Source organism: Vulcaniibacterium thermophilum (assembly GCF_007923255.1).
Classification (GTDB): Bacteria; Pseudomonadota; Gammaproteobacteria; order Xanthomonadales; family Xanthomonadaceae; genus Lysobacter_F; species Lysobacter_F thermophilum.
The window spans coordinates 92,252-107,121 of the sequence record NZ_VOHJ01000005.1 but is presented as its reverse complement, the minus strand read 5'-3'; the positions used below and the strand labels follow the sequence as shown (position 1 = coordinate 107,121).

Genomic DNA, 14,870 nt, shown 5'->3' with positions numbered 1-14,870 from the left:
CCGTGTCGCGGGCGATCGCATGAATACGTATTCATGCGGAATTGTGCAAAGCGGCGCCGCACTACCATGCGGACGCGACGCGGCCCGGCCGCGAACGAGGAGACGCCGCGCGCGCATGAGCATCACCTTCTGGCTGGTGGCCGCCACCGCGGCGGCGACCGCGCAGGCGCCCGACGCCGACGCCATCCGCTGGCGCGGACGCGAGGCGAGCGCGCACGTCGTCGCCGACGGCTATCGCCTGCGCACGCCGGAGCGCGAGGTGACGATCCCCGCGCCGCGCCTGCGCAGCGAGACCGCAAGTCCGATGTTCGATGCGCTGTTCGCGCTCGCGCAGGCGGAGCTGGAGCAGGCCAAGGTCGAGGTCATCCGCGACGGCGCGTTCGCGCACGGTGCACCGATTCCCTGCGAGTGCTTCGAGACCGGCGAGAAGTGGCCGTACGTGTGGACGCGCGACGTGTCCTATGCCGCCGATCTGGCGCTGGCGCGGCTGGAGCCCGAGCGCACGCGCGCCGCGCTGCGCTTCAAGCTGGGCGATGTGCGCAACCCGAAGCTGCCGGCCGCGCGCGTGGTCGCGCAGGACACCGGCAGCGGCGGCAGTTGGCCGGTCAGCACCGACCGCGTGGTGTGGTTCCTCGCCGCCGAATCGCTGCTGGGCGATCCGGCGTTCGCCGAGGAGGTCTGGCGCGCGCTGACCGACACGCTCGCGCACGACCGCGTCTATGCGTTCGATCCGCAGGTCGGCCTCTACCGCGGCGAGACCTCGTTCCTCGACTGGCGCGAGCAGAGCTACCCGCCGTGGACGAGGGACGACGTGCGCTTCATCGCCGAATCGTTCGCGCTGTCCACCAACGTGCTGCACTACCGCGCGCTGCGGCTGGCCGAGAGGATGGCGCGCGGGCGTGGCGATGCGCGCGCGACGGAATACGCCCGCCAGGCGGACGCCCTGCGCCGCGCCATCGATGCCCGCTTCTGGCGCGAGGACCGCGGGCTGTACATGAGCTACATCGGCTCCGCCGCGCACCCGGTGCCGTTCGAGGCCTACGACCTGCTCGGCACCGCGCTGGTCGTCACCGCCGGCATCGCGCCGCCGGAACGCGCGCGGCGCGCACTGGCCCGCTATCCGCACGCCGAGGCCGGCAGTCCGGTGATCTGGCCGCAGCAGCCGGGCGTGGCGATCTACCACAACCGCGCGATCTGGCCGTTCGTCAGCGCCTATGCCCTGCGTGCCGCGCGCATGACCGGCGATGCCGGGCGCATCGAGCACGAGATCCGCTCGCTGATGCGCGGCGCGGCGCTGGCCGGCTCGCACATGGAGAACTACGAGCTGACCACCCAGGCCGTGCGCGTCGAGGACGGCGCGCTGAGCGGACCGGTGGTGAACTCGGAGCGGCAACTGTGGTCGCTCGCCGGCTACCTCGACATGGTCATCCAGGGCGTGTTCGGCCTGCAGGCGGACGGCCAGGTCGTGCCGAAGCTGCCGCGCGCGCTGCTGCCGCTGCTGTTCGGCGAGCGCGAAGCGATCTCGCTGCGGCTCGGCCGGCGCACGGTGACGCTGCTGCGCCCGCGCGATGCGGAGGGCGCGTTGCTGGTCGCAGGTCCCATGCAGGTGCAGGGCGACACGCTGCGCGTGCAGCTGGTGGGCACGCCGGCCGCCGCTGCGGCGGATGCGCCGCTCGACGCCGCGCTGGTCGCGCCCCCCGCGCCGGACGCGCCACAGGTGACCGCAGCGGGGACGCAATGGCGCATCGCGCTGCCGGCGCACACGCGGCTGTACGTCGATGGCCGGCGCGTGGCCGAGGCGGGCGCCACCGCCACGGAGCACCTGCTCGCCGACCGCGGCGCCCGCCGTTGCCTGAGCCTCACCCGCGTGGATGCGCGCGGGCTGGAATCGCTGCACGGCCCCATGCGCTGCCTCGGCCCCGAGCACGTGCTGCCCGGCCGCGGCGACTGGCGCTGGCAGGCGCCACGCGCGGGCCGCTACCGGCTGCACCTGCGTTACGCCAATCCGCACGGGCCGATCAACACCGGGATCACCGCCGCGGTGAAACGCTGGCGCATCGCATGCGCGGACCAGCCCGTGCAGGCCGGCCCGGTGGTGATGCCGCACAGCGTGCGGGTGCAGGATTCCACCGCGTGGACGTTCCGCGCGGCCGCCGGCGCGGACTGCCGCTTCGCGCTGGAGGACGGGCTCAACATGAGCGATCTCGACCACTTCGCCCGCTACACCGGCGGCGCGGGCGGCGAGAGCGGGCCGCTGAACGCGGCGGACATCCAGGCGCTGGTGATCGAGCCGATCGACGCCGCGCCCATCGACGAGGAACGCGAATGACCGCGAAACCCCGGCTGTCGTTCTGGCAGATCTGGAACATGTGCTTCGGCTTCCTGGGCATCCAGTTCGGCTTCGCGCTGCAGAACGCGAACGTCAGCCGGATCTTCGAGACGCTCGGCGCGCCGATGGACGACATCCCGATGCTGTGGATCGCCGCGCCGCTGACCGGGCTGCTGGTGCAGCCGATCGTCGGCTACCTGTCCGATCGCACCTGGACCCGGCTCGGCCGGCGCCGGCCGTACTTCCTGATCGGCGCGGTGCTGGCGACGCTGGCGCTCTTCGCGATGCCCAACTCGCCGACGCTGTGGATCGCCGCCGGCCTGCTGTGGATCCTCGATGCCTCGATCAACGTCTCGATGGAGCCGTTCCGCGCCTTCGTCGGCGACCAGTTGCCGCCCGCGCAGCGCGCCGGCGGCTACGCGATGCAGAGCTTCTTCATCGGCGTCGGCTCGGTGGTGGCGAGCCTGCTGCCGTGGCTGCTGGCGAAGGCCGGCGTCGGCAACACCGCCGCCGCCGGCGAGGTGCCGGACACCGTGCGCTACGCGTTCTACCTGGGCGGTGCGGTGATGTTCGGCGCGATCCTGTGGACCGTGCTCAGCACGCGCGAGTATCCGCCGGAGCAACTGGCGCGGTTCGACGACGCCCAGCCGCCGGTGCGCGATCAAGCCCCGCCGGCGCGCGGGCCGGGGCTGGCGATCGCGCTGCTGGCGATCGGGCTTGCCGGCGTGGCGGCGATCCGCCAGTTCGCGCTCGACCGCCAGCTCTACGTGCTCGCGGGCGGCCTCGCCGCGGTCGGCGCGCTGTTCCTGCTCGCCCGCCGCGCACGGCCCGAGCGCATGTTCGCCGGCATCATGCGCGACCTGCAGACCATGCCCGGCACGATGCGCCGGCTCGCGGTGGTGCAGTTCTTCTCCTGGTTCGCGCTGTTCGCGATGTGGATCTACACCACCGGCGCGGTGACCTCGGTGCACTTCGGCAGCAGCGACACCACCTCGGCCGCGTACAACGAGGGCGCGAACTGGGTCGGCGTGCTGTTCGCCGCCTACAACGGCTTCGCCGCGCTGGCGGCGGTGCTGATCCCGCCGATGACGCGCCGGCTCGGCCTGCGGCTGACGCATCTGATCAACTGCGCGCTCGGCGGGCTCGGCCTGCTGTCGTTCCTGTGGATCCGCGATCCCGACTGGCTGCTGCTGTCGATGGTCGGCGTCGGCTTCGCCTGGGCGTCGATCCTGTCGCTGCCCTACGCGCTGCTTTCCGACAGCGTGCCGGCGGCGAAGATGGGCGTGTACATGGGCATCTTCAACTTCTTCATCGTGATCCCGCAGCTCGTCGCCGCCAGCGTGCTCGGCTTCCTGCTGAAGGCCGGTTTCGCGGGGCAGCCGATCTACGCCTTGGCGATCGGCGGCGTCAGCATGATCGTCTCCGGCCTGTGCGTGCTGTGGGTGCGCGAACCGGCCCTCGTCCTGGAGGAGCAGCCCGCATGACGTCCTTCCCCCGGAGCGCCTCGCTCGCCCTCGCGGCCACACTGCTCGCCGCCTGCGCCAGCGCGCCGCGCGAGCGCGCAGCCGAAGCGTTCTACGGCACCCGCGAACCGTTCGCGAGCCGCGCGGTGTACTTCGTGCTGACCGACCGCTTCGTCAACGGCGATCCGTCCAACGACCACCGCGACCAGGGCGGCGCCAACCGCACCTTCGACCGCCCGGTGCCCGGCGGCCCGCCCGGCCGCAGCGACAACATCGGCTACCTCGGCGGCGACTTCAAAGGCCTGCTCGACCACGCCGGCTACATCCGCGAGATGGGCTTCGGCGCGGTGTGGATCACGCCGATCGTCGACAACCCGGACGAGGCCTTCACCGGCGGCGACGAGGTGAAGTGGGGCGGCCTGTTCCAGGACCGCGGCAAGACCGGCTATCACGGCTACTGGGGCGTGAACTTCTACCGGCTGGACGAGCACCTGCCGAGCCCGGGCCTGGACTTCCGCGCGCTCGACGCCGGTCTCGAGGCGCACGGGCTGAAGACCGTGCTCGACATCGTCGCCAATCACGGCTCGCCCTCGTTCACGATGCCGGTGGACCAGCCGAAGTTCGGCGAGATCTACGACGCCGAGGGCCGGCTGGTCGCCGATCACCAGAACCTGCCGCCGGAGCGGCTCGATCCGGCCAACAACCCGCTGCACCGCTTCTTCCACACCAAGCGCGACCTGGTGCAGTTGTCCAACCTCAACGACGGGAACCCGGCGGTGATGGACTACTTCGTCGGTGCGTACTCGCAGTGGATCGCACAGGGCGCCGACGCCTTCCGCATCGACACCATCCGCCACATGCCGCAGGCGTTCTGGCACGCGTTCGCGCGCCGCATCCGCGCCGAGCATCCCGGTTTCTTCATGTTCGGCGAGGCGTTCGACACCAAGGCCGCGAACATCGCGCCGTTCACCTGGGCGGAGAACGCCAACGTCAGCGTGCTCGATTTTCCGCTGAAGGAAGGTCTGATCGAGGTGTTCGGCCGCAAGCGCGCCGGCTTCGAGATCCTGCTGCCGCGGCTGTACCTGACCGACGGCCCGTACGCCAATCCGTACGAGCTGATGACCTTCTACGACAACCACGACATGCCGCGCATGGACGCCGACGATGCCGGTTTCATCGACGCGCACAACTTCCTGTTCACCGCGCGCGGCATTCCGGTGATCTACTACGGTTCGGAGATCGGCTTCGAACGCGGTACGGCCGAGCACGCCGGCAACCGCAACTACTTCGGCGTCGAGAACATCGCCCGCGCGCGCACCCATCCGATCCGCGAGCGCCTGACCCGCATCGCGCGCCTGCGCGAGGCCACGCCCGCATTGCAGCGCGGGCTGCAGATCAACCTGCTGTTCGAGGGCGACCGCGCCGCGTTCTACCGCGTGCTCGACGATGGCGGCACGGCGCAGATCGCGCTGGTGCTGCTCAACAAGGGCGATGCGCCGGCGCGCTTCGCGATCCGCGAGCGGCTGCAACCGGGCGCCTGGCGGGCCGCCTTCGCCGGCACCACCGTGACCGTGGCCGAAGGCAGCGCGCTCGAGACGACGGTCGCCGCGCACGACGTCGAAGTGTTCCTGCTCGACGCCGCCCCAACCCGCCCCGACCTGCGCGCCGCGCTGCGCAAGGCGATGACGCGCAAGGGGCGGCGCTGAGCGGGTGAGCGACGGATCACCGCGGATGGACGCGGATCGCTGCATCCGCTGCTCCGTGATCGCACAACGGCGGGCCAAGGCCCCCTACGCGCGCTCGATTCGCAGGTTGGGCCGAGCGAAGGCGAAGCCCAACGTGGGACGAGGGGTTGGGGTGAGGGCGCGCAGCACGCAGGCCAGAGCGCGCCTACGCCGACTGCCGCACCACCAACTGCGCCGGGACCATCTCGCTGTGCACGCTCTCGCCGCGGATCAGGCGCATCAGCGAGTCCACCAGCAGCTCGCCGGCGCGCTGGGTGTCCTGGAACACCGTGGTCAGCGCGGGACGGGTGAAGCGGGCGATCGGGATATCGTCGAAGCCGACCAGCGCCACGTCCTCCGGCACGCGCACGTCGGCCTCGGCGAACGCGCCGAGCGCGCCGATCGCGATCAGGTCGCTGGCGGCGAACACCGCATCGAACGCGGTGCCGCTTTCCAGCAGCGCGCGTGCGGCCGATGCGCCGGCGTCTTCCGAGCTGACCGCATCGAACTGCGCCACCACCGCGCCGCCTGCTTCGCGCAGCGCCTCCTCGCAGCCGCGCCGGCGTTCGAGGAACTCCGGACAGCCGCTGGACGCCTCGCCGAGGAAGGCGACGCGGCGTCGCCCGCGCTCGGCCAGATGCGCGCCGACTTTGCGCCCGCCGTCGAAGTTGTCGCAGCCGATCGACACGCCCGGCTGGTCCGGCAGCACCGCGCCCCATCGCACGAAGTGCGTGCCCTGCTCGACCAGCTTGCGCAGCTTCTCCTCGTAGGCGAGGTAATCGCCGTAGCCGAGCAGGATCAGGCCGTCGGCCTTCTTGCTGTCCTCGTAGTCGGCGTGCCAGTCGTCGGAGAACTGCTGGAACGAGACCAGCAGGTCCTGCCCGTGCCGGGCGCAGGCGCGGGTGATCGAGCCCAGCATCGACAGGAAGAACGGATTGATGTGCGACTCGTCCGGCGAGGGGTCCTCGAACAGCAGCAGCGCCAGCGTGCTCGCGCGCTGCGTGCGCAGGCTGGAGGCGTGCTTGTCGACCTTGTAGTTGTACTGGCGGACCAGTTCCTCGATGCGCCGGCGCGTTTCCGCGCTCACCAGCGGGCTGCCGCGCAGCACGCGCGAGACGGTGGCCTGCGAGACGCCGGCGAGATGGGCGATGTCGACCGAAGTCGCCCGGCCTTTCTTGGGCATGGTCGTCGCTGTTTCCGGATGAACCGGCCCGAGTGTAGTCCGCGCCCGCCTGCCGTGCACGCCGCCCCGCCCTGCGCGGCGCGTGCCCGCTCAGCGCGCCTCGCGCAGGCGCGGATCGAGCGCCGCCCGCAGCGCGTCGACCAGTGCGCCGATCAGCACGATCAGCGCGCCCACCACCAGCACCACGCCGAGCACGAGCGTGTAGTCGCGATTGAGCGCGCCCTGCACGAAGTAGCGGCCCATTCCGGGGATGCCGAACACCTGCTCGACCACCGCCGAGCCGGTGACGACGTTGATCAGCGCCGGCGCCAGCCACGCGACGACCGGCAGCAGGCCCGGCCGCAGCGCGTGCGCGAACAGCAGCCGCGTCTCCGACAGGCCGCGGGCGCGCGCCGCGCGCAGGTAGTCGGCCGACAGCGTTTCCAGCATCGAGGCGCGGGTGAGCCGCGCGCACCAGGCGAGGTTGGGCAGCGCCAGCGCGATCACCGGCAGCACCACGTGCCGCCACTCGCCCCAGCCGCCGGCCGGCAGCCACTTCAGCGTCACCGCGAACAGCAGCACCAGCAGCGGCGCGGCGACGAACTTCGGCACTGCCAGGCCGAGGCCCGCGCCGAACATCAGCACACGGTCGAGCGCGCGCCCGCGGCGCAGCGCCGCCAGCACGCCGAGCGGCACCCCGAGCGCCAACGCCAGCAGCAACGCCAGCCCGCCGTTGAGCGCGGACACCGGCAGCGCCTGGCCGACCAGTTGGTTGACCGTGTAGTCCGGGTACTGGAACGAGGGCCCCAGATCGCCGCGCACCACATCGCCCAGCCACAGCGCGTACTGCGCCGGCAGCGGGCGGTCGAGCCGGTACTGCGCGGCAAGCGCGGCCTCGACTTCCGGCGGCGCGGCCTTCTCGGCATCGAACGGCCCGCCCGGCGCCGCGCGCAGCAGCACGAAGCACAGCGTGGCCAGCAGCCACAGCGTCAGCAGCGCTTCGAGCAGGCGGGCGGCGAGGGGTTTCAGCATGCGGGGCGGTCGGCGGGGGCTCAGGGATCGTCGCGGGGCGTTCGGGTGTGTTGGCGGAGGGCTCGATGCTTCAACGGCGGACCGGATCGACGTCCATGGATCCCCGCCGCTCATCCATCACTCCCCCTCCAGCCACATCCACCGGCTCGCATGGCGGTCCAGCGGGTTGGCCTCGAAGCCGCGCACCTGCGGCTTGACCAGGTGCTTGGAGGTGTAGAAGTACAGCGGCACCACCGCATGCGCGTTGAGCAGGCGCTGCTCGGCCGCGCGCAGCCAGGCGTTGCGGGCGGCTTCGCTGCGTGCGGCGTCGGCTTTCGCCAGCCGTTCGCGGAAGCCGGCGTCGTCGTAGCCGGTCCAGTTGAGCGGGCCGTCGCTGCCGAACGCGGCGAGGAAGTTGCGCGGATCGGCGACGTCGCCGATCCAGCCGCCGCGGAACACCTGGGTGATGGCCCGCTGCCTGCGGTTGCCGACGAACACCTTCCATTCTTCGTTGCGCAGCCGCACGCGCACGCCGAGCGTGTCGCGCCACATCGCCGCGACCGCCAGCGCGAGCCGGCGGTGGGGCGTCGAGGTGTTGTAGCGCAGCTCGATCGTCAGCGGGTTCGCCGCCGAATAGCCCGCGCGGCGGTACAGCGAGCGCGCCCGTGCCACGCGCTCGGCCTGCGTGCGCGTCGCCCACACGGTGCGTGCCGGCACGTAGCCCGGCAGCGGCGGCACGAGGCCGTAGGCCGGCCGCTCGCCGAAGCCGGTGACGTGGCGCACCAGCAGGTCGCGGTCGATCGCGAGCGAAAGCGCCTCGCGCAGCGCGGGCGCATCGCGCAACGGCGGGCGGGTGAGGTTGAAGCCGAGCCAGAACGCGCCGACGTACGGGCTGATCCGCAACTGCCCGCCGAAGCGCGCGCGCAGCGCCGGCAGCGGCTGCGGCGGCACGGTTTCGGTGATGTGCAGATCGCCCGCCGCGAAGCGCTGCAGCTCGGCGGCGGCGTCCTCGGTGACGTGGAAGCGCACGCGCCCGATGCGCACCGCGCGCGCGGCATGGAAATGCGGATTGCGCTCGAGCAGCACGTTCGCCTGCGGCGTCCACGCCGCCAGCCGGTAGGCGCCGTTGCTCACCAGCGTGCCCGGCCGGGTGTGCTGCGCGCCGTGGCGTTCGACCGCCGGCAGATAGACGGGGAAGGCGATCGGCAACGTCAGCAGCGCCGGCAGCGGGGCGCTGCGGGTCAGCCGGAACACCACCGTGCGCGCGTCCGGTGCCGACACGCCGAGCCGTTCGGGCGGCATTCGGCCGGCCTGCACCTCGCGCGCGTTCGCCAGCGCGTCGAACAGCTCGGCGAACGGCGCCGCGGTGGCGGGCGCGAACGCGCGCCGGAAGCTCGCCACCACCTGCGGCGCGTCGAGGGCTTCGCCGTTGCTCCAGCGCAGGCCGGGGCGCAGGCGAAAGGTCCAGGTGCGGCCGTCGGCGGACACCGTCCAGCGCTCGGCCATGCCTGGCACCAGCCGCCCGCCGGCGTCCTCGGTGACGAGGCCTTCATACAGATCGCGCAGGATGTTGCCGCAGGCGAGTTCCTGGCAGCGGTGCGCGTCCAGCGTCGAGGGCTCCGGTCCGTTGCCGCGTTCGAGCGTGGCGGCGGACGCCCACGGCGAGGTGAACGCCAGCCACAGCGCCAGACCGATGCGTTGCAGGATCGGCGTTGTTCGCGACAAGTCGGGGGCTACACTGCCGAGGTTCGCCGATTGTAGGCCACGCACGCGCGCGGCCCTCCGTGTCCCCCGCGAGGTCCGAGTGTCCGGTCCCAGCCAGGTCCAAGACGTTCCCATCGAAAGCCGCGCCCAGCTCATCGAGTTCCTCGCCTCGGGCATCCGCCCGCGCGAGGCCTGGAAGATCGGCACCGAGCACGAGAAGTTCGGCTACTACTTCGACGACCTGCGCCCGCCGCCGTTCGACGGCGAGCGCGGGATCGAGGCGCTGCTGAAGGGGCTCACGCGCTTCGGCTGGCAGCCGGTGGAGGAGCACGGCCGGGTGATCGCGCTGACGCGCCACGGCGCCTCGGTGTCGCTCGAGCCGGCCGGCCAGCTCGAACTGTCCGGCGCGCCGCTGGACAACCTGCACCAGACCTGCGCCGAGGCGTCCAGCCATCTGCGCGAGGTGCGCGCGGTGGCCGAGCCGATGGGGCTCGGCTTCCTCGGCATGGGCTTCCAGCCGAAGTGGCGGCGCGAGGACATGCCGTGGATGCCGAAAGGGCGCTACCGGATCATGCGCGCCTACATGCCCAAGGTCGGCAATCTCGGCCTGGACATGATGACGCGCACCTGCACGGTGCAGGTCAATCTCGATGTCGGCTCCGAGGCCGACATGGTGAAGAAGTTCCGCGTCGCGCTCGCATTGCAGCCGGTCGCCACCGCGCTGTTCGCCGATTCGCCGTTCGCCGACGGCGCGCCGAACGGCTTCCTCAGCTACCGCTCGCACATCTGGACCGATACCGATCCGGACCGCACCGGCATGCTCGATTTCGTGTTCGAGGACGGCTTCGGCTACGAGCGCTACGTCGACTACCTGCTCGACGTGCCGATGTACTTCATCTACCGCGACGGCGAATACATCGACGCCAGCGGGCAGTCGTTCCGCGACTACCTCGAAGGCCGCCTGCCGGCGTATCCGGGGCACCGGCCCACGCTCAAGGACTGGGCCGACCACAGCACCACCGCCTTCCCCGAAGTGCGGCTGAAGAAGTACCTGGAGATGCGCGGGGCCGATTCCGGACCGTGGAACCGCATCTGCGCGCTGCCGGCGTTCTGGGTCGGCCTGCTGTACGACGATGCCGCGCTCGATGCGGCGTGGGATCTGGTGAAGGACTTCACGCACGAGGAACGCCACGCCCTGCGCGACGGCGTGCCGCGGCACGCGCTCAAGCTGCCGTTCCGCCGCGGCACCGTGCTCGACCTGGCGCGGCAGACGCTGGCGATCGCGGCCGAGGGCCTGCGCCGGCGCGCACGCATAAGCCGCCACGGCTCGGACGAGACGGTCTACCTCGCGCCGCTGATGGAGCTGGCCGAAGCCGGCATCACGCCGGCCGAACGCAAGCTGGCGCTGTTCCACGGCCCGTGGCAGGGCCGGGTCGATCCGGTCTTCCGCGAGTTCGCCTACTGAGCGCCGCGCCGTCGTGTGACGACATTCAAGCTTTTCGGTAGGCTGCCGATAACGGGCAGGACTGGACCTGCGCACCGCGGCAGGGCCCGGGCGCGCGCGGCTGCACCCCGGGGCCGACGGGTCGGGGCGAACGCGGTTCCGCTCGTTAGCGACGGGAGCCCATGCGCGGCCGCACCCCTTCCATCAAGAGTCTCTTCCGCGGCCGGCTGGTGGCCGCGGGGATCGTGGTCGTGCTCGCCGCGGCCTGCGCCCAGTTCGTGCACTCGGCCGCCCTGCTGCGCGAAGCGGTGCGCCAGCGGCTGACGGTGACCGCCGAACTCAGCGCCGCCCAGATCGCCGACTTCATCGCGCACCACCAGGCCGCCGTCTCGCTGTGCGCCGCCCGCCACACGCTGGAGCCGGACGGCCGGCGCGCGCTGTTCGAACTGCGCGAGCGCTTCCCGGCCTTCCTCACCGTGCTGGCCGCCGATGCCGAGGGGCGCATCCTGCACGGCGAACCGCAGCTGCGTGCGGATGGGGAAGCGCCGTTCCGCTGGGCCGGGCACGCGGTCGCCGATCGCGACTATTTCCGCGTGCCGATGCGGACCGGGCGGCCGTACGTGTCGGACGTGTTCGTCGGCCGCGGCTACGGCGATGACCCGATCATCGCCCTCAGCGCGCCGGTGTTCGATGCGCGCGGACGCGTGAACGGCATCGTCGAAGGCTCGATCGCATCGCCCGCGTTCGCCGCCGCGCGCGCCGAGGCGATGGCGCGGCGCGGCATGGCGCTGCTGGTGCTCGACCGTCGCGGCCGCGTGGTGTACGCCACGCGCGATCTGCGCCTGCGCGCGCTGCAGACCGTCGCCCTGCCGCCGCCGCCGGCCGATCCCACCGCGCTGGGCGAGCTGCCCGACGTCTACGCGCCCGGCGAGGGCGCCCACTTCGCCAGCGCGCGCACCGGGTTCGGCTGGACGGTCGTGGTGCTGGAGCCGGTCGAGCGGCTGAACGGCGAATTGCGGCTCAACGCGTTCAATCTGCTGTTTCCCGGCCTGCTGGCGTTGATCGCCGCGGTGTGGGCGGCGAGCGCGCTGGCGGGACGGCTGGCGCAGCCGATCCGCACGCTGGCCCTGCGCATGCGCGAGTACGCGTTCGATGGCGAAGGCAACGGCCACCTGCCGCTGCCGTCGGCGCCGGCGGAGATCCGCGACCTCACCGACGCCTTCAACCGCATGGGCCAGCGCCTGAGCGAGTCGTACGAAACGTTGCGCTCGGCGCTGGTGGAGAAGAACCGGCTCGGCGACGAGCTTACCCGCACGGTGCAGGAGCGCGAGGAAGTGATCGCCGAGCGCACCGCCGCGCTGCGTCGCGCCAACAGCGAGCTGCGTGCGCTGTCGGCGACCGATGCGCTGACCGGCTGCAGCAACTACCGCGGCTTCGTGCAGGCGATGGCGATGCTCTGGCAGCGCGCCGGCGACGAGTACCAGACCGTCACCGCGTTCATGTGCGACATCGACCGGTTCAAGCGCTACAACGACGCGCTCGGGCACCCGGCGGGCGATGCCTGCCTGCGCCGGGTGGCGGCGGCGCTGCGCGGGGTGATGCAGCTCGGCGAGGACGTGGTCGCGCGGGTCGGCGGCGAGGAATTCGCGGTGCTGGTGCGCGGGCTGGACCGCGCGCAGGCGCGCGCGGTCGCGCATCGTCTGCACGACGCGGTCGGCGCGCTGCAGATGCCGCATCCGGACGGCGGCACGGTCAGCATCAGCGTCGGCTGGGCGCAGGTCGAGCCGGCCGAGGGCGGGGTGCCGGAGGATCTGGTCGCGGCCGCCGACGCCGCGCTCTACCGCGCCAAGGAAGCGGGCCGCGACCGCGTCGCGGAGTGATCAGCCGGGCAGGAAGTCGGCGTAGGCGAAACGGCCGTCGCGCAGCACCGTCTCGCCGCGCCGCACGTTCAGCGGTGCGGCGAACATCGGCCCGGCGGTGACCAGCGTGTGGAATTCGCCGTTCTCGCCGCACGGGTCGCACGCCGGCGGCAGCGCATCGAGCAGGGCGGCGTCGAACGCGCGTCCGGCGAAACCCGCATCGAGCTGCTGCGTGTCCACGCAGGTCAGGTGCGCCTGCAGTCCGGCGGCGATCATCTCGCGCGCGAGCCGGGCCGTATCCGCCCCGAACAGCGGATAGTGCGCGCGCCAGCCGAGCCGCGCGCACAAGGCGTCGCGATAGGCGCGGATGTCGGCGAGGAACAGATCGCCGAAGGCGATGTCGGCAAGCCCGGGCCAGCGCGCGGCGGCCGCCTGCAGCGCGCGCGCGAACGCGGCCTCGTACACCGCGTTGTCGGACCGCTGCGGCATCCACGCCTCGATCACCGCAAGCCCCGCCGCGCGCGCCTGCGCGTGCAGCAGCTCGCGGCGGATGCCCTGCATCGCCACGCGGTCGTACCCTTCGGTGAACGTGGTCAGCAGGCCCACGACCTCGACGTCGTCGCGCCGGCGAAGGGTGTGCAGCGTCCACGCGGCGTCCTTGCCGCCGCTCCAGGAGAGCAGGAGGGAAATGCGGGTCATCCGCCCACGCTATCACGCGGTCGGCGCTAGGATGCCCGCATCCCCTGCCGGAGAGCGTGCATGCGTGCCGTCCTGATCTGGATGCTGACGACGTTGGCGCTGATCGCCCCGTACGCCTCGGCGCAGGTGACCGCGCTGGTGGGCGGCACGCTGGTCGACGGCACCCTGCGCGAGCCGATCGAGGACAGCGTGATCCTGATCGAAGGCGAGCGCATCAGGGCGGTCGGCACCGTGGACACGCTGCCGGTCCCCGACGGCGCGACGGTGATCTCCACCGAAGGCATGACCGTGCTGCCCGGCCTGTGGGACATGCACGTGCATCTGATGATCAACGGCCACGCCGACTACGACCACTGGGACCGCGCGTATCTCGACCGCCAGCGCGACGTGATCATGCCGGCGTCGGCGAAGCAGTTGCTGCTGGCGGGCGTGACCGGCGCGCGCGATCTCGGCGCGCCGCTGGAGGACATCCTCGCGGTGCGCGAGGCGATCCGCGCCGGCCGCATCCCCGGGCCGACGCTGTTCGTCTCCGGCCCGTTCATCCAGAAGAAGCCGTACCCGGGCACCGAGGCGTTCCGCTGGGGCGTCGACTCGCCCGCCGACGCGCGCGCCAAGGTGGCGCGGCTGGCGCGGGCCGGCGTGGACGTGATCAAGCTGATCGACCAGGACCAGATGAACGAGGCGGAAGTGCGCGCGATCGTCGACGAGGCGCACCGCCACGGGTTGCCGGTGATCGCCCACGCGCACCGGCCGGAGGAGATCCGGCGCGGCCTGCGGGCGGGCGTGGATGGCTTCGAGCACACCGGGCTCGGCGCCGCGCCGGAGTATCCGGAGGACATCGTCGCCCTGCTGCGCGAGCGCACCGCCAACATGGCGGCCGGCCCGCTGTTCTGGACGCCGACCATCGAAGGGCTCTACAACTTTCCGTACACGGTGCGCCATCACGAACACATCGACGGCACCGCCTGGCACGAGGGCCTGCCGCCCGGGATCGTGGCCGACATCCGGCAGTCGCTGGCGCATCCCGAGCGCATCTCCTACTTCCAGCAGACGCCGCAGCGCTGGCCGACGCTCAAGCGCAAGTTCGAGCAGTTGCGCGAGTCGGGCGCGCTGCTGCTGGTCGGCACCGATTCCGGTATCCCGATGAAGTTCCACAGCGGCAGCACATGGAACGAGCTGGACGTGTGGGTGAACAGGCTGGGCGTGCCGCCGGTCGATGCGATCCGCGCCGCGACCTACTGGCCGGCGGTGGCGATGAAGGCCGATCGCGATTACGGCACGGTCACCGGGGGCAAGTACGCCGACATCATCGCCGTGCGCGGCGACGCGCTGCGGCACATCGCGCTGCTGCAGCGCGTGGATCTGGTGATCAAGCACGGCAGGCGCGTGAAGTAGCGCGCCCGCCCGCAGGCGGTGGCGGCGCAACGGCTGGGCCGCGCCGCGGCATTCCGCCCGATGCGGTGCCGCGCTCGCAT

At 72.0% G+C, this 14,870-nt stretch carries 10 protein-coding genes; 6 read left to right on the top strand and 4 right to left on the bottom strand.

Annotated features, from left to right (window positions below; translation table 11 throughout):
* Positions 1–115: 115 nt before the first annotated feature.
* From FQY64_RS03835 to FQY64_RS03825, 3 genes are read left to right on the top strand one after another with little or no spacing between them, the layout of a single operon-like run.
* On the top strand, positions 116–2,329 hold the full coding sequence (locus FQY64_RS03835) for an alpha-L-rhamnosidase-related protein (RefSeq protein WP_146472392.1): 2,214 nt from the start codon (positions 116–118) through the stop codon (positions 2,327–2,329).
* Positions 2,326–3,813, top strand: coding sequence for an MFS transporter (locus FQY64_RS03830; protein ID WP_146472391.1), 1,488 nt, complete (start codon positions 2,326–2,328; stop codon positions 3,811–3,813). Before FQY64_RS03835 ends, FQY64_RS03830 begins: the two co-directional genes overlap by 4 nt.
* Positions 3,810–5,498 carry an alpha-amylase family glycosyl hydrolase gene (locus tag FQY64_RS03825; protein WP_146472390.1) on the top strand — a complete coding sequence of 563 codons (1,689 nt, stop codon included), beginning with the start codon at positions 3,810–3,812 and terminating at the stop codon, positions 5,496–5,498. The genes FQY64_RS03830 and FQY64_RS03825 overlap by 4 nt, the downstream gene beginning before the upstream one ends.
* Positions 5,499–5,682: 184 nt before the next feature.
* On the opposite strand, the gene FQY64_RS03820 is transcribed toward FQY64_RS03825, so the two are convergent.
* The 3 genes from FQY64_RS03820 to FQY64_RS03810 all read right to left on the bottom strand — a co-directional run bounded on the left by FQY64_RS03820 (position 5,683) and on the right by FQY64_RS03810 (position 9,414).
* Entirely contained in the window at positions 5,683–6,699 is a 1,017-nt protein-coding gene (locus FQY64_RS03820; protein WP_146472389.1) for a LacI family DNA-binding transcriptional regulator, read from the bottom strand.
* 90 nt (positions 6,700–6,789) lie between these two features.
* Entirely contained in the window at positions 6,790–7,710 is a 921-nt protein-coding gene (locus tag FQY64_RS03815) for an ABC transporter permease subunit (RefSeq protein ID WP_146472388.1), read from the bottom strand.
* A 117-nt stretch (positions 7,711–7,827) separates the two neighbouring features.
* Positions 7,828–9,414 carry a peptide ABC transporter substrate-binding protein gene (locus tag FQY64_RS03810; protein WP_186760842.1) on the bottom strand — a complete coding sequence of 529 codons (1,587 nt, stop codon included), beginning with the start codon at positions 9,412–9,414 and terminating at the stop codon, positions 7,828–7,830.
* Positions 9,415–9,493: 79 nt separating this feature from the next.
* On the opposite strand from FQY64_RS03810, the gene FQY64_RS03805 reads away from it, so the two are divergent.
* Positions 9,494–10,858 carry a glutamate--cysteine ligase gene (locus FQY64_RS03805; RefSeq protein ID WP_146472386.1) on the top strand — a complete coding sequence of 455 codons (1,365 nt, stop codon included), beginning with the start codon at positions 9,494–9,496 and terminating at the stop codon, positions 10,856–10,858.
* 161 nt (positions 10,859–11,019) lie between these two features.
* Positions 11,020–12,717 (top strand): diguanylate cyclase domain-containing protein, encoded by a 1,698-nt coding sequence (locus FQY64_RS03800; RefSeq protein ID WP_146472385.1) that lies wholly within the window; start codon positions 11,020–11,022, stop codon positions 12,715–12,717.
* On the opposite strand, the gene FQY64_RS03795 is transcribed toward FQY64_RS03800, so the two are convergent.
* Positions 12,718–13,395, bottom strand: a complete 678-nt coding sequence (locus FQY64_RS03795; RefSeq protein WP_146472384.1) for a Dph6-related ATP pyrophosphatase — start codon at positions 13,393–13,395, stop codon at positions 12,718–12,720.
* A 60-nt stretch (positions 13,396–13,455) separates the two neighbouring features.
* Here FQY64_RS03795 and FQY64_RS03790 point away from each other — a divergent pair, with 60 nt between their 5' ends.
* A complete protein-coding gene (locus tag FQY64_RS03790; RefSeq protein WP_146472383.1) occupies positions 13,456–14,790 on the top strand; it encodes an amidohydrolase family protein in 1,335 nt (444 codons plus the stop codon).
* Positions 14,791–14,870 lie beyond the last annotated feature (80 nt).

Bases quoted from the DNA above. Each gene is read 5' to 3' on its own strand.
- FQY64_RS03835 (WP_146472392.1), top strand. From the start codon at position 116: ATGAGCATCACCTTCTGGCTGGTGGCCGCCACCGCGGCGGCGACCGCG.
- FQY64_RS03830 (WP_146472391.1), top strand. From the start codon at position 2,326: ATGACCGCGAAACCCCGGCTGTCGTTCTGGCAGATCTGGAACATGTGC.
- FQY64_RS03825 (WP_146472390.1), top strand. From the start codon at position 3,810: ATGACGTCCTTCCCCCGGAGCGCCTCGCTCGCCCTCGCGGCCACACTG.
- FQY64_RS03820 (WP_146472389.1), bottom strand. From the start codon at position 6,699: ATGCCCAAGAAAGGCCGGGCGACTTCGGTCGACATCGCCCATCTCGCC.
- FQY64_RS03815 (WP_146472388.1), bottom strand. From the start codon at position 7,710: ATGCTGAAACCCCTCGCCGCCCGCCTGCTCGAAGCGCTGCTGACGCTG.
- FQY64_RS03800 (WP_146472385.1), top strand. From the start codon at position 11,020: ATGCGCGGCCGCACCCCTTCCATCAAGAGTCTCTTCCGCGGCCGGCTG.
- FQY64_RS03795 (WP_146472384.1), bottom strand. From the start codon at position 13,395: ATGACCCGCATTTCCCTCCTGCTCTCCTGGAGCGGCGGCAAGGACGCC.
- FQY64_RS03790 (WP_146472383.1), top strand. From the start codon at position 13,456: ATGCGTGCCGTCCTGATCTGGATGCTGACGACGTTGGCGCTGATCGCC.